General features: G+C 58.4%; 10 protein-coding genes and 3 pseudogenes. 9 read left to right on the forward strand and 4 right to left on the reverse strand.

What is annotated here, in order from left to right:
• Positions 1 to 34 precede the first annotated feature (34 nt).
• The 3 genes and pseudogenes from ACIOZM_RS25745 to ACIOZM_RS25755 form a co-directional block, all read left to right on the forward strand.
• Positions 35 to 1,048: pseudogene (locus ACIOZM_RS25745) on the forward strand (glutamate--tRNA ligase family protein); the annotation flags it as partial.
• A 21-nt stretch (positions 1,049 to 1,069) separates the two neighbouring features.
• Positions 1,070 to 2,452 carry a cysteine--tRNA ligase gene (gene cysS, locus ACIOZM_RS25750; RefSeq protein ID WP_401218979.1) on the forward strand — a complete coding sequence of 461 codons (1,383 nt, stop codon included), beginning with the start codon at positions 1,070 to 1,072 and terminating at the stop codon, positions 2,450 to 2,452.
• Between the two features lie 187 nt (positions 2,453 to 2,639).
• Positions 2,640 to 3,851, forward strand: a complete 1,212-nt coding sequence (locus ACIOZM_RS25755) for an MFS transporter (protein ID WP_401218982.1) — start codon at positions 2,640 to 2,642, stop codon at positions 3,849 to 3,851.
• Between the two features lie 76 nt (positions 3,852 to 3,927).
• On the opposite strand, the gene ACIOZM_RS25760 is transcribed toward ACIOZM_RS25755, so the two are convergent.
• Positions 3,928 to 4,800, reverse strand: a complete 873-nt coding sequence (locus tag ACIOZM_RS25760) for an undecaprenyl-diphosphate phosphatase (protein WP_401218985.1) — start codon at positions 4,798 to 4,800, stop codon at positions 3,928 to 3,930.
• 245 nt (positions 4,801 to 5,045) lie between these two features.
• Entirely contained in the window at positions 5,046 to 6,902 is a 1,857-nt protein-coding gene (locus ACIOZM_RS25765; RefSeq protein ID WP_401218988.1) for a sigma-54-dependent Fis family transcriptional regulator, read from the reverse strand.
• 364 nt (positions 6,903 to 7,266) lie between these two features.
• Here ACIOZM_RS25765 and ACIOZM_RS25770 point away from each other — a divergent pair, with 364 nt between their 5' ends.
• Genes ACIOZM_RS25770 through ACIOZM_RS25795 form a run of 6 tightly spaced genes read left to right on the forward strand, consistent with a single transcriptional unit; the run spans position 7,267 to position 13,217 of the window.
• Positions 7,267 to 8,361: an ABC transporter ATP-binding protein gene (locus tag ACIOZM_RS25770; RefSeq protein ID WP_401218991.1), complete on the forward strand. Its 1,095-nt coding sequence runs from the start codon at positions 7,267 to 7,269 to the stop codon at positions 8,359 to 8,361.
• Complete coding sequence (locus ACIOZM_RS25775; RefSeq protein ID WP_401218993.1) at positions 8,361 to 9,470, forward strand: ABC transporter ATP-binding protein; 1,110 nt, start codon at positions 8,361 to 8,363, stop codon at positions 9,468 to 9,470. Before ACIOZM_RS25770 ends, ACIOZM_RS25775 begins: the two co-directional genes overlap by 1 nt.
• Complete coding sequence (locus tag ACIOZM_RS25780) at positions 9,467 to 10,333, forward strand: carbohydrate ABC transporter permease (protein ID WP_007912484.1); 867 nt, start codon at positions 9,467 to 9,469, stop codon at positions 10,331 to 10,333. The genes ACIOZM_RS25775 and ACIOZM_RS25780 overlap by 4 nt, the downstream gene beginning before the upstream one ends.
• Before the next feature lie 9 nt (positions 10,334 to 10,342).
• Positions 10,343 to 11,143, forward strand: a complete 801-nt coding sequence (locus ACIOZM_RS25785; protein WP_401218996.1) for a carbohydrate ABC transporter permease — start codon at positions 10,343 to 10,345, stop codon at positions 11,141 to 11,143.
• Between the two features lie 10 nt (positions 11,144 to 11,153).
• Positions 11,154 to 11,426: a DUF2160 domain-containing protein gene (locus ACIOZM_RS25790; protein ID WP_401218999.1), complete on the forward strand. Its 273-nt coding sequence runs from the start codon at positions 11,154 to 11,156 to the stop codon at positions 11,424 to 11,426.
• Between the two features lie 48 nt (positions 11,427 to 11,474).
• On the forward strand, positions 11,475 to 13,217 hold the full coding sequence (locus ACIOZM_RS25795; protein ID WP_401219002.1) for a carbohydrate ABC transporter substrate-binding protein: 1,743 nt from the start codon (positions 11,475 to 11,477) through the stop codon (positions 13,215 to 13,217).
• 266 nt (positions 13,218 to 13,483) lie between these two features.
• Here ACIOZM_RS25795 and ACIOZM_RS25800 read toward each other — a convergent pair.
• Together ACIOZM_RS25800 and ACIOZM_RS25805 are read right to left on the reverse strand one after the other, a co-directional pair.
• A pseudogene (locus ACIOZM_RS25800) lies at positions 13,484 to 13,636 on the reverse strand (two-component sensor histidine kinase); the annotation flags it as partial.
• Positions 13,637 to 13,644: 8 nt separating this feature from the next.
• A pseudogene (locus ACIOZM_RS25805) lies at positions 13,645 to 13,837 on the reverse strand (hypothetical protein); the annotation flags it as partial.

Genomic DNA, 13,837 nt, shown 5'->3' on the forward strand with positions numbered 1-13,837 from the left:
AATCAAACCGAAAAACGACTAAAAACAAGTTAATTCAGATCCCAACTAAGGCATAACACACTCGAACTGCACCCTGGAGTTCGAAAGCCATCGTCCGCTGTACGAGTGGTTCCTCGACGCACTGCCAGTGCCGGCGCATCCGCGTCAGTACGAGTTCAGCCGTCTGAACCTCAACTACACCATCACCAGCAAGCGCAAGCTCAAGCAACTGGTTGACGAAAAACACGTATTCGGTTGGGACGATCCGCGGATGTCTACGCTGTCGGGCTTCCGTCGCCGTGGCTACACGCCTGCGTCGATCCGCAATTTCTGCGACATGATCGGCACCAATCGTTCTGACGGCGTCGTCGATTTCGGCATGCTCGAGTTCAGCATCCGTCAGGATCTGGACCAGAACGCTCCGCGCGCCATGTGCGTGCTGCGTCCGTTGAAGGTGGTGATCACCAACTACCCGGAAGACCAGGTCGAGAACCTTGAGCTTCCGCGTCATCCGCAGAAAGAAGAGCTGGGCGTGCGCGCACTGCCATTCGCCCGGGAAATCTACATCGACCGTGACGACTTCATGGAAGAGCCGCCAAAAGGCTACAAGCGCCTGGAGCCGGCCGGTGAAGTGCGTCTGCGCGGCAGCTACGTGATCCGTGCCGACGAAGCGATCAAGGACGCCGATGGCAACATCGTCGAACTGCGTTGCTCGTATGACCCGGAGACCCTCGGCAAGAACCCTGAAGGCCGCAAGGTCAAAGGCGTGGTCCACTGGGTGCCGGCCGCTGCCAGCATCGAGTGCGAAGTGCGTCTGTACGATCGTCTGTTCCGTTCGGCCAACCCTGAGAAGGCTGAAGACAGCGCGAGTTTCCTCGACAACATCAACCCTGACTCACTGCAAGTGCTGACCGGTTGTCGTGCTGAGCCATCGCTTGGCAATGCACAGCCGGAAGACCGTTTCCAGTTCGAGCGCGAAGGCTACTTCGTTGCGGATATCAAGGACTCGAAGCCAGGTCAGCCGGTATTCAACCGTACCGTGACCCTGCGTGATTCGTGGGGCCAGTGATTTAGCGTCAAGGAAACCAACGTGCTTACGATCTACAACACGCTCACCAAGAGCAAAGAAGTCTTCAAGCCGCTTGATGGCAACAATGTGCGCATGTACGTCTGCGGGATGACCGTGTACGACTACTGCCACATTGGCCACGGCCGCAGCATGGTCGCGTTCGACCTGGTGACCCGCTGGTTGCGGTTCAGCGGTTACAACCTGACCTACGTGCGCAACATCACCGACATCGAAGACAAGATCATCAATCGTGCCCGCGAAAACGGCGAGCCGTACGACGCGCTGACCGAGCGCATGATCACCGCGATGCACGAAGATGAAGCGCGCCTGAACATCAAGAAGCCGGACATGGAACCGCGTGCCACCGATCACATTCCGGGCATGCTGAGCATGATCCAGACGCTGATCGACAAGGGTTACGCTTACGCCCCGGGCAATGGCGACGTGTACTACCGCGTCGCCAAGTTCATGGGTTACGGCAAGCTGTCGCGCAAGAAGATCGAAGACCTGCGCATCGGTGCGCGGATCGAAGTCGACGAAGCCAAGCAGGACCCGCTCGACTTCGTGCTGTGGAAAGCCACCAAGCCGGGCGAGCCAAGCTGGGAATCGCCATGGGGCGCCGGGCGTCCGGGCTGGCACATCGAGTGCTCGGTGATGTCCACCTGCTGCCTCGGCGAGACTTTCGACATTCATGGCGGCGGCAGTGACCTCGAGTTCCCGCACCACGAAAACGAAATCGCCCAGAGCGAAGCGGCCACTGGCAAGACCTACGCCAACGCGTGGATGCATTGCGGCATGATTCGCATCAATGGCGAGAAGATGTCCAAGTCCTTGAACAACTTCTTCACCATTCGTGACGTGCTGGAAAAGTACCACCCGGAAGTCGTGCGTTACCTGCTGGTGTCGAGCCATTACCGCAGCGCGATCAACTACTCGGAAGATAACCTCAAGGACGCCAAAGGCGCGCTCGAGCGTTTCTACCACGCGTTGAAAGGCCTGCCGAGCGTTGCACCGGCTGGCGGCGAAGCCTTCGTCGAGCGTTTCACCACGGTGATGAACGACGACTTCGGCACGCCGGAAGCCTGCGCGGTGCTGTTCGAGATGGTCCGTGAGATCAACCGTCTGCGCGAGAGCTATCTCGATGCGGCGGCCGGTCTGGCGGCGCGTCTGAAAGAACTGGCGAGTGTGCTCGGTGTGTTGCAGCTCGAAGCCGATGACTTCCTGCAAGCCGGCGCCGAAGGGCGTGTCGATGCAGCCGAAGTTGACGCGCTGATCGCTGCGCGTCTGGCGGCTCGGGCCGGCAAGGACTGGGCCGAATCCGACCGCATCCGCGACCAGCTCACCGCGATGGGCGTAGTGCTGGAAGATGGCAAGGGCGGTACGACCTGGCGTCTGGCTGACTGATAGCTCTGCTCGTTTAAAACAAAACCCGCCTTGTGCGGGTTTTTGTTTGGAAACGGAAAAGCCCCTCACCCTGACCCTCTCCTGGAAGGAGAGGGTCAGGGTGAGGGCTTGCATTCGGTGTTCGCATACGTCTTGATGTCGCACGCAGCAGGACGCTCATCAGCGCCAAATACCAAATGGAAAATTCATGGCCAATCACTATCGCGAGCTTCTAACCACACCTGGCGCCACGGGGTTAGCACTCGCGAGCTCTATTGCCCGACTGCCGCAGGCAATGATCGGCATTGGCATCATTACCATGCTGGTGCAGAAAACCGGTGTTTATTGGCTGGCCGGCGCAGTCGCCGGTACGTTTACCCTGGCCAATGCGTTGCTCGGCCCGCACATATCGAAACTCGTCGATCAGCGCGGCCAGAGTCGAGTGCTGCCTGTCGTGACCGCTTTCAGCATCGTCATGTTGCTGGCGCTGATTATTGCCGTCTACCTGGAGGCTCCCGCCGCATTGCTTTTCGTTCTTGCTGCATTGGCGGGGACAATGCCGAGCATGCCCTCGATGATCAGAGCGCGCTGGACACAGCTTTTCCGTGGCAAGCCGCAATTACACACGGCGTTCTCTCTGGACACCGTTTTGACCGAACTCGCTTACATTGTCGGTCCGCCACTGGCCATCGGTTTGAGCGTCAGTTTCTTCGCCGAGGCCGGGCCTCTGGTGGCCGTCGCATTGCTGGCGGTCGGGGTGACGGCGTTTCTTCTGCAACGCCAGACAGAGCCGAAAGTACACGTTGGCAACAAAACCAGCACATCTTCCACATTGCTGATCCCCGGTGTTCGCACCATCGTATTCGCGCTGCTGGCGATGGGCGTGATTGGCGGATCAATCGATGTCGCCGTGGTTGCCTTCGCCAGCGCAGAAGGCTGGCCGGCGTCCGCCAGTTTTATCCTCGCAGCCTATGCGTTCGGCTCCATGGTCGCGGGTCTGACATTCGGCGCACTCCGGGTTTCGTTACCAATAGAAAAGCAGTTCTTTATCGGCATATTGGTGACGGCAGTGACAGGCGTATTGCCGATTTTTTCACCGGACGTTTACATCCTTTCCGGACTGCTGTTTATCGCAGGCATGTCATTTGCGCCAACGATGGTCGTGGTGATGAATCTCGGTACGATCATTCTGCCACCGTCGAGAATCACCGAAGGACTGACGTGGATGACCACCGGCATCAGCATTGGCGTAGCGCTCGGCGGCATGCTTGCTGGCCTGATCATCGATGCATACGGCGCTCGAGCAGGGTTTGCGGTGGGGATATTTGCAGGGCTGGTGATGGTGGTTGTTGTGCTGTTCGGGCTGCGCACATTGGGGGTCGCCTCAAGCGCAAGTGTTGAGCCGGTCTACCCGTCATAAGGGCTGGGTGAATTGCACAAATGCCGGTTCGCATTAAAAACAAAACCCGCACAAGGCGGGTTTTTGTTTATCGGGTTTAGCTCAACAGCCCGGTACTGACCGCCACAATCAGGAAAATCCCCAGCACGGCGCGGTAGATGACAAACGGCCAGGTGGAGAACTTCTCCAGAAACCGCATCAGGCCCCAGATGGCGAAGAACGCCGAGATGCTGGCGATCACCAGACCGAAAACCAGATGCGCCCACGCCTGCGCCGGCAGTTGCGCATGGAACAACACCCACAGCTCTTTCAAACCGGCCAATGCGATAGCCGGCAACCCCAGCAGGAAAGAGAATCGCGCCGCTTCTTCACGTTTGAAGTTGAGGAACAGCGCTGCCGTCAGCGTTGAGCCGGAGCGCGAAACCCCGGGGATCAGCGCGCCGATCTGCGCAATGCCGACAATCAGTGCATCACGCAGACGCATTTCACCGACGGTGCGGCGATGGCGGCAACTCAACTCGGCAGCGGCCAGTAAAACCGCCATCACCACGCAGGAAATCCCGATCACCATCAGGCCGCGCAATGGCGAGTTGCAGGCGTTGAGCGTTGAAGATAAAGCCAAACCGGCGATACCAATGGGGATGGTCGCCAACACGATCGCCACCGCCAATATGAACCACTGATTGTTGAAGTCACGTTGGCGCACCGCATCGACACTGCCGGTGACAACCTGCCTGACGTCGCGCCAGAAATAACTGACCACCGCCGCCAGAGCGGCCAACTGCATCGCCGCAGAAAACGCCGAGCCGGGATCTGGCCAGCCAAGCAGGGCGGGGACGATGCGCATATGCGCGGTTGAAGAAACCGGGAGCAACTCGGTAATGCCTTGAATGATGCCAAGGATGCCGATTTGCAGGTAATCCAGAGAGGCAAAACCGATATCAAGGCCGGTCGAACAGATGTTGGTCAAAGCGCTTATACCGTGAGAATGAGGAGGCGGGAGTTGTGAGGCAAATGGAGTGCGGCGAAAACTTGAAACATTTCGTCACATTCTAGTCGGTTCGGTCAATGTTGAGCTGGCAAAAATATTTTAGTGACAGGGCTGACGCCATCGCGGGCAAGCCCGCTCCCACAGGTTTTGTGGTGTTCACATATCTTGTGTTCGACATGGGTCACTGTGGGAGCGAGCCTGCTCGCGAATTGACTGCGCAGCAGTCAGCTTTCCGATTGGCGCAAGCGCTTGTAAAGGGTGTTACGACTAACCCCCAACCGCCGCGCCAGATGCGAAATATTCCCCCCGGCCAACTGCAACTCTCGGCTTAACGCCTCACCATCATTCAGATCAACCGCCAAAAGCTCAGCCGTCTCAACCGGCTCCATCTCCAGATCGACAAAAAAATCATCCGGCAGATGCTCCGGGCGTACCGGTTGTTCCTCGGCCATCGCCAGCGCCACCTGCATCACGCTGCTGACTTGCCGCAAATTCCCCGGCCATGGATGGCGGTCGAACAATTCCAGCACCTCGCGACTCAGCCCGGCCCACTGTGCAGGCTCGCGATGTTGTTCCCACAGCCGTTTGAACAGCGCTTCTTTATCCGTTCGCTCACGTAGCGGCGGCAACTCCAGGGTCAACCCGCCAATGCGGTAATACAGATCCTCACGAAACCGCCCCAGTTGTACCTGCTCCCTTAAAGAACGGTTGGTAGCGGAGATAATCCGCAGATCCACCGCAAACAACTCGCTGCTGCCCACCGGTTGTACGCAACGCTCCTGCAATACCCGCAACAACCGGGCCTGGGTCGGCAGCGGCATGTCGCCGATTTCGTCGAGGAACAGCGTGCCTTTGTCTGCCTTGCGGATCAGGCCGATGCTGCCTTTCTGGTTGGCGCCGGTAAACGCGCCTTTCTCGTAGCCGAACAGTTCTGATTCAACCAGTTCGGCGGGGATCGCTGCGCAATTGACGGCGATGAATGCCTGTTTGCTGCGCGAACTGGCCTGATGCAGCGCTTTGACAAAGACTTCCTTGCCGACCCCGGTTTCGCCGTGGATCAGCAGCGGAATGTCTTTCTCCAATAGGCGTTCGGCCTGACGCACGGCTTTTTCCACGCGACTGTCACCGAAGTGCAGGGTGTTCAGGCTGATGGCGCTCGAAGGTGCAACCTTTGGAGGCTCAACGACTTGGGTTTCGTCGATAAACACTCTGGGCTGAATCGGTGCCTGTTTAGGCCGCTTCAACACGCATTGAAAACGGTTGCGCCCAGAAGTCTGCAAGGCAAACGGCAAGCCGTCGGGCTGATTGAGCAGTTCCAGCAGCGACACCTGAAACAGGCTCTCAACACTGACCCGCGACAACCGCACACCGAGCAGATTGTCAGCGCGGCGATTGGCTGACAGCACCTGACCGCTCTCATCGAAGATCAACAACCCGGCCCATTGGCTGTCGAGGTTGCTCAACCCGGTGTTGAACGTCAGTTGAAAATGCTGGCCATGAAACAGATTGAGGATCAGCCGGTTTTCAACGGTCTGGCTCATCATCTTGACCATGCCCAGCGTGTGCGATGGCGGCAGATAGCTGTCGCTGGACACATCAAGCACCGCGATCACTTTGCGCTCGGCGTCGAAGATCGGCGCGGCAGAGCCAGTCATGAAACGGTTGGCCTTGAGGAAGTGTTCATCGTGCTCGATGTGCACAGCTTGCTCGCAGGCCAGCGCGGTGCCGATGGCATTGGTGCCGCTGGAGCGCTCCATCCAGCTCGCGCCGGCGCTGAACCCCCGGGCCAGATTCGGCTCGATAAAGCGCTGGGTGCCCCATGAGGTCAGCACCTGGCCTTGATTGTCGGCGAGCATGATCAGGCAGTTGGAGTTGCTGAGGATGTTTTCGTAATAGGGCAGCACTTCCTGATGCGTGGTCTGCACCAGCGAATGATGACTGTCGAGAAGGTGCGCGATGCCCGAGGCCGGCAACTGATCGAACGCCGGAGCGCTTTGATGGTTGAGGCCAAACGCCCGACAACGTGACCAGGAACTCTGCACGAGGGCGTCATGGGAAAGCGGCGGGGCAGGTGCGGCCATGGCAGTGGGCCTCTGATGCAGCGATTTTTATTGTTGTTATGGGTACAAACTTCGAGAACAGCGCCGCTCAACTGTAGGAGTGAGCCTGCTCGCGATAGCGGTCTATCAGAAAGAATTGCATGGACTGACACACCGCTATCGCGAGCAGGCTCACTCCTACAGGGGAACCGGGTAAAAGCGTTCATAGAGTGTTGTTCACTATTGTTCATTGTCAATCGTTGAACTGTTCAAATGTGTTCAGCAATGAACGCCTGTTACCCGCCGTTTCGGCGATTTTCAACACAAATCAACCACTTGCCATTTCTGGCACGAATGTCGCTCCAGTGCACAGGTCGCTTGACTCCAATAATAAAAAGGCCGAGCCATGTCACTCACCCTGGAGCACGTCAGCCGTACCGTCGAGGGCCAGACCTGGATCGACGATGCGAGCCTGAAATTCGAAGCCGGATCTTTCAACGTTTTGCTCGGCCGCACGCTGTCCGGCAAGACCAGCCTTATGCGTTTAATGGCCGGTCTGGACAAGCCCGACACCGGCCGCATTCTGATGAACGGCGTCGATGTCACCCAGCGCCCGGTGCGTCTGCGCAACGTGTCGATGGTCTATCAGCAGTTCATCAATTACCCGACCATGACCGTGTTCGAGAACATCGCCTCGCCGCTGCGTCAGGCGGGTGTGTCGAAAGACATCATCCACAGCAAAGTGCTGGAGACCGCGAAGATGCTGCGCATCGAGAAGTTCCTGCAGCGTCATCCGCTGGAGCTGTCCGGTGGTCAACAACAACGCACCGCCATGGCCCGGGCGCTGGTCAAGGATGCCGAACTGATTCTGTTCGACGAGCCGCTGGTCAACCTCGACTACAAGCTGCGCGAAGAGCTGCGCCAGGAAATGCGCGAACTGTTCAAGGCGCGCCACACCATCGCTATTTATGCCACCACCGAACCCAACGAAGCGCTGGCGCTGGGCGGCACCACAACCATCCTTCACGAAGGCCGGGTGATCCAGAGCGGCGTTTCGACTTCGGTTTACCACCAGCCACAAAGCGTACTGGCGGCGGAATTGTTCTCCGAGCCGCCGATCAACCTGATGCCCGGACGCATCGCCGGCAACGAAGTCAGCTTCGCCAATTTTGTGCACTTTCCGTTGAACGTCGATCTGCGTCCGGTGGGCGAGGGCGAGTTCCGTTTCGGAGTGCGTCCCAGCCATATCTCGCTGGTGCCGAGCAACGATGACGATCTGGAACTGGCGGTGACGGTCGAGGTGGCCGAGATCAGCGGTTCGGAAACCTTCCTGCATGTGCGCAACGAGCATTTTCTGCTGGTGCTGCACTTGCCCGGGGTTCACGAGTACGACGTCGATGCGCCGATCCGCATCTACATCCCGACCCACAAACTATTCGTTTTCGATGCGCAGGGCCGACTGGTGCAAGCACCGGGCCGGCGTGTCGCGAGGGTTGCCTGATGGCCGAAATCCGCTTGCAGCACCTCGCCCACAGCTACAGCAAAACCCCGAGCGGGCCTGATGATTATGCGATCCGCGAGATGGATCACATTTGGGAACAGGGCGGTGCTTACGCCTTGCTCGGGCCTTCGGGTTGCGGCAAATCGACCTTGCTCAACATCATTTCCGGGCTGCTCAGCCCCTCGCAGGGCCATGTGTTATTCGACGGCAAAGCGGTCAACGACCTGACGCCGGAGAAGCGCAACATCGCCCAGGTTTTCCAGTTTCCGGTGGTCTACGACACCATGACCGTGTTCGATAACCTCGCATTTCCCCTGCGCAATCAGGGCATGGCCGAGGCGAAAGTGCACAGCAAGGTTCAGGAAATCGCCGAAGTCCTCGACCTGCAAAACCTGCTGAGCAAGAAGGCGCGCAACCTCACCGCCGACGAAAAACAGAAAGTCTCGATGGGCCGTGGCCTGGTGCGCGACGACGTCTCGGCAATCCTCTTCGACGAGCCGCTGACGGTGATCGACCCGCACCTCAAATGGAAGCTGCGGCGCAAGCTCAAACAGATCCACGAGCAGTTCAACATCACCATGGTCTACGTCACCCACGATCAACTGGAAGCCTCGACCTTCGCCGACAAGATCGCGGTGATGTACGGCGGGCAGATCGTGCAGTTCGGCACGCCACGGGAATTGTTCGAGCGACCGAGCCACACCTTTGTCGGATATTTCATCGGCAGCCCGGGGATGAATCTGATTGAGGTGCAGTTGCAACCCGGTGGCGTCGGTTTCGCTTCGACGCATCTGCCGTTGTCCGACGCCTTGCAGCGCCATATCGAACACGGTCAGTGGAAAAATCTGAAGGTCGGCATCCGTCCGGAGTTCATTCATGTCTGGGACGAGCCGTTTGATGACGCGATGCAGGCACGTGTCGTACACGTCGAAGACCTCGGCACCTACAAGATCATGACCCTCGACCTCGACGGCGCGCCGTTGAAAGTGCGGCTCGCCGAAGATAAACCGGTGCCGCAGGGCACGGCGTACATCAGTTTTCCGGCGCAATGGCTGATGGTCTACGCCGATGAGTTTCTGCTCGAAGCCAGCGAAGAGGTGCAGCCATGAACAAGGTGCAGAACAACAAGGCCTGGTGGCTGGTGTTGCCGGTGTTTCTGCTGGTGGCGTTCAGTGCGGTGATCCCGATGATGACCGTGGTCAATTACTCGGTGCAGGACATCTTTGACCAGTCCAGCCGCTACTTCGTCGGCGCCGACTGGTACAAGCAAGTACTGCTCGATCCGCGTCTGCATGACTCGTTGCTGCGCCAGTTCATCTACTCGGCCTGCGTGTTGTTGATCGAGATTCCGCTGGGCATTGCCGTCGCCCTGACCATGCCGACCAAGGGCCGCTGGTCGTCGGTGGTGCTGATCATTCTGGCGATTCCGTTGCTGATCCCGTGGAACGTGGTCGGCACGATCTGGCAGATTTTTGGCCGCGCCGACATCGGTTTGCTCGGGTCGAGCCTCAATGCGATGGGCATCAGCTACAACTATGCGGCCAATACCATGGACGCCTGGGTCACGGTGCTGGTGATGGACGTCTGGCACTGGACTTCGCTGGTGGCGCTGCTGTGTTTCTCCGGGTTGCGCGCCATTCCTGACGTGTATTACCAGGCGGCGCGGATTGACCGGGCCTCGGCGTGGGCGGTGTTCCGCCACATTCAATTGCCCAAGCTGAAAAGCGTGCTGCTGATCGCGGTGATGCTGCGCTTCATGGACAGTTTCATGATTTACACCGAGCCGTTTGTGCTCACCGGTGGCGGGCCTGGCAACGCCACGACCTTCCTCAGTCAGACGTTGACTCAGATGGCTGTAGGCCAATTCGACCTCGGTCCGGCAGCGGCGTTTTCGCTGGTGTACTTCCTGATCATCCTGTTGGTGTCCTGGCTGTTCTACACCGCCATGACTCACTCCGACGCCAACCGCTGAGGCCCGGCCATGAGCAAAAGAAAGCTTATCCCGTTGCTGATCTACATCCTGTTCCTGCTGGTGCCGATCTACTGGCTGCTGAACATGTCCTTCAAGAGCAACACCGAAATCCTCGGTGGCCTGACGCTTTTTCCACAGGACTTCACGCTGGCGAACTACAAGGTGATCTTCACCGATCCGAGTTGGTACAACGGTTACATCAACTCGCTGTGGTACGTCAGCCTGAACACGGTGATTTCCCTGAGCGTGGCGCTGCCAGCGGCGTATGCGTTCTCGCGTTACCGCTTTCTCGGTGACAAACACCTGTTCTTCTGGCTGCTGACCAACCGCATGGCGCCACCAGCAGTATTTTTGCTGCCGTTCTTCCAGTTGTATTCGTCGATTGGTCTGTTCGATACGCACATTGCGGTGGCGCTGGCGCATTGCCTGTTCAACGTGCCGCTGGCGGTGTGGATTCTGGAGGGTTTCATGTCCGGCGTGCCCAAGGAGATCGACGAAACCGCCTACATCGATGGCTACAGCTTTCCCAAATTCTTCGTGAAGATTTTCATCCCGCTGATCGGTTCCGGTATCGGTGTCACGGCGTTTTTCTGCTTCATGTTTTCCTGGGTCGAACTGCTGCTTGCGCGCACGTTGACCTCGGTAAACGCCAAGCCGATTGCCGCCGTAATGACCCGCACGGTCTCGGCTTCCGGTATCGACTGGGGCGTGCTGGCAGCGGCGGGGGTGTTGACCATTCTGCCGGGCATGCTGGTGATCTGGTTTGTTCGCAACCACGTGGCCAAGGGCTTTGCCCTCGGTCGGGTCTGAGGAACTGATGATGGAATGGATGAGCTGGACCACACCCACCGCGATTTTCTTCATCGTCATCGGCCTGCTGCTGGTGGGCATGACCACTTGGGAGCTGCGTTCGCCGAGCATCCTGCGACGAGGTTTTCTACCGATTGCCACCACCCGTGGTGATCGTTTGTTTATCGGTCTTCTCGGCAGCGCCTACCTGCATTTGCTGGTAATCGGCGCCACCGACTGGAGCATCTGGGTCGCGTCCGCGATTTCCCTGGTGTGGCTGTTGGCTGTGATGCGTTGGGGCTAGTCGAATCGCTCGGCAAAACTGCTCCGAAATCTTAAACAGGAGGTCTCTATGTTCGATAACAACAATAAGCTGCGACATAGCATTTCTTTGGCAGCCATGCTCGCACTCAGCGGTTTGAGCGCGTCTGCCTGGGCCGATGCCTACGAAGATGCCGCAAAAAAATGGATCGGCAGTGAATTCAAGCCATCGACCCTGACGGCTGAACAGCAGCTCGAAGAACTGAAGTGGTTTATCAAGGCCGCCGAGCCGTTTCGCGGGATGGAAATCAAGGTCGTTTCGGAAACCCTGACCACTCACGAATACGAGTCCAAGGTGCTGGCCAAGGCCTTCACCGAAATCACCGGGATCAAGCTCACCCACGACTTGCTGCAGGAAGGCGACGTGGTGGAAAAAATGCAGACGGTGATGCAGTCGGACAAAAATATTTATGACGGCTGGGTCAACGACTCGGACCTGATCGGCACGCACTTCCGTTACGGCAAGACCGAATCGATCACCGACCTGATGGCCAACGAAGGCAAGAACTTCACCTCGCCGACCCTCGACATCAAGGACTTCATTGGCATCTCGTTCACCACCGCGCCGGACGGCAAGATTTATCAGCTGCCCGACCAGCAGTTCGCCAATCTTTACTGGTTCCGCGCCGATTGGTTCGAGCGTGCGGATCTGAAAGCCAAGTTCAAGGAAAAGTACGGCTATGAATTGGGCGTGCCGGTGAACTGGTCGGCCTATGAAGACATCGCCAAATTCTTCAGCGAAGACGTCAAGGAAATCGACGGCAAGCGCGTTTACGGGCACATGGACTACGGCAAGAAAGACCCGTCGCTGGGCTGGCGCTTCACCGATGCCTGGTTCTCCATGGCGGGTGGCGGCGACAAAGGCCTGCCGAACGGCTTGCCGGTGGACGAGTGGGGGATTCGTGTCGAGGATTGCCATCCGGTCGGTTCCAGCGTGACCCGCGGCGGCGATACCAACGGCCCGGCGGCGGTGTTTGCTACGCAGAAATACGTCGATTGGCTCAAGGCCTACGCTCCACCGGAAGCGGCGGGCATGACCTTCTCCGAATCCGGCCCGGTGCCGTCGCAGGGCAACATCGCCCAGCAGATCTTCTGGTACACCGCGTTCACCGCCGACATGACCAAGCCCGGTCTGCCGGTAATGAACGCCGATGGCACGCCGAAATGGCGGATGGCGCCGTCGCCGCGTGGGCCGTACTGGGAAGAGGGCATGAAGCTCGGTTATCAGGACGTGGGCTCGTGGACGTTCATGAAATCCACGCCTGAGAAACAGAAACTCGCGGCGTGGCTGTACGCGCAATTCGTGACCTCGAAAACCGTATCGCTGAAAAAAACCATCGTCGGCCTGACGCCGATCCGCGAGTCGGACATCAACTCGCAGGCAATGACCGATCTGGCGCCGAAGCTCGGTGGTCTGGTCGAGTTCTACCGCAGCCCGGCCCGCGTGCAATGGACCCCGACCGGGACCAACGTGCCGGACTACCCGCGTCTGGCACAACTGTGGTGGAGCCACATTGCTGAAGCGGCGAGCGGCGAGAAAACGCCGCAACAGGCACTGGATGGTCTGGCCAAGGATCAGGACGCGATCATGACGCGCCTCGAACGCTCCAAGGCTCAGGCTGTTTGCGCACCGAAAATGAACCCGGAACGCGACGCGCAATACTGGTTTGATCAACCGGGCGCGCCGAAACCGAAACTGGCGAACGAGAAGCCGCAGGGCGAGACCGTGAGCTACAACGAACTGCTCAAGTCGTGGGCGGATGCGCGTAAGTAAAAGCTGAGTCGGGAAATGCAAGCGGCACCGTAAGGTGCCGTTTTTTTTTGCTGCCCGATCCACCGCCATCGCTGGCAGGCCAGCTCCCACAGGTTTGTGTGGTGTTCACAAATCAGGTGTTCAATCTTGCTTCCACAAGACTTTGAGGTGCCCACAAAACCTGAATACACCAGCTCCCACAGGTTTCTATGGTGTTCACAAATCAAGTGCTCAACCTTGCTCCCACAAAATATTGAGGTGCCCACAAAACCTGAATACACCAGAGATCACTGTGGGAGCTTGCCTGCAAGCGATGGGGCCGTTGGCGTCTCCGCAGGAAATCCCAGACGGAACACGGTCATTGCACCTGGCAAGCTCTTCACCTCGGCCACACCCTGATGCAGGCTCATGATCGAACGAACGATGGCCAGGCCCAACCCACCCCGGATCACTGTGGGAGCTTGCCTGCAAGCGATGGGGCCGTTAGCGTCGCCGCAGGAAAGCCCAGGCGGAACACAGTCATCGCGCCAGGCAGGCTTTTTACTTCGGCCACACCCTGATGCAGGCTCATGATCGAACGAACGATGGCCAGGCCCAACCCACCCCGGATCACTGTGGGAGCTTGCCTGCAAGCGATGGGG

It is taken from the genome of Pseudomonas sp. NPDC087346, assembly GCF_044744235.1.
Classification (GTDB): Bacteria; Pseudomonadota; Gammaproteobacteria; order Pseudomonadales; family Pseudomonadaceae; genus Aquipseudomonas.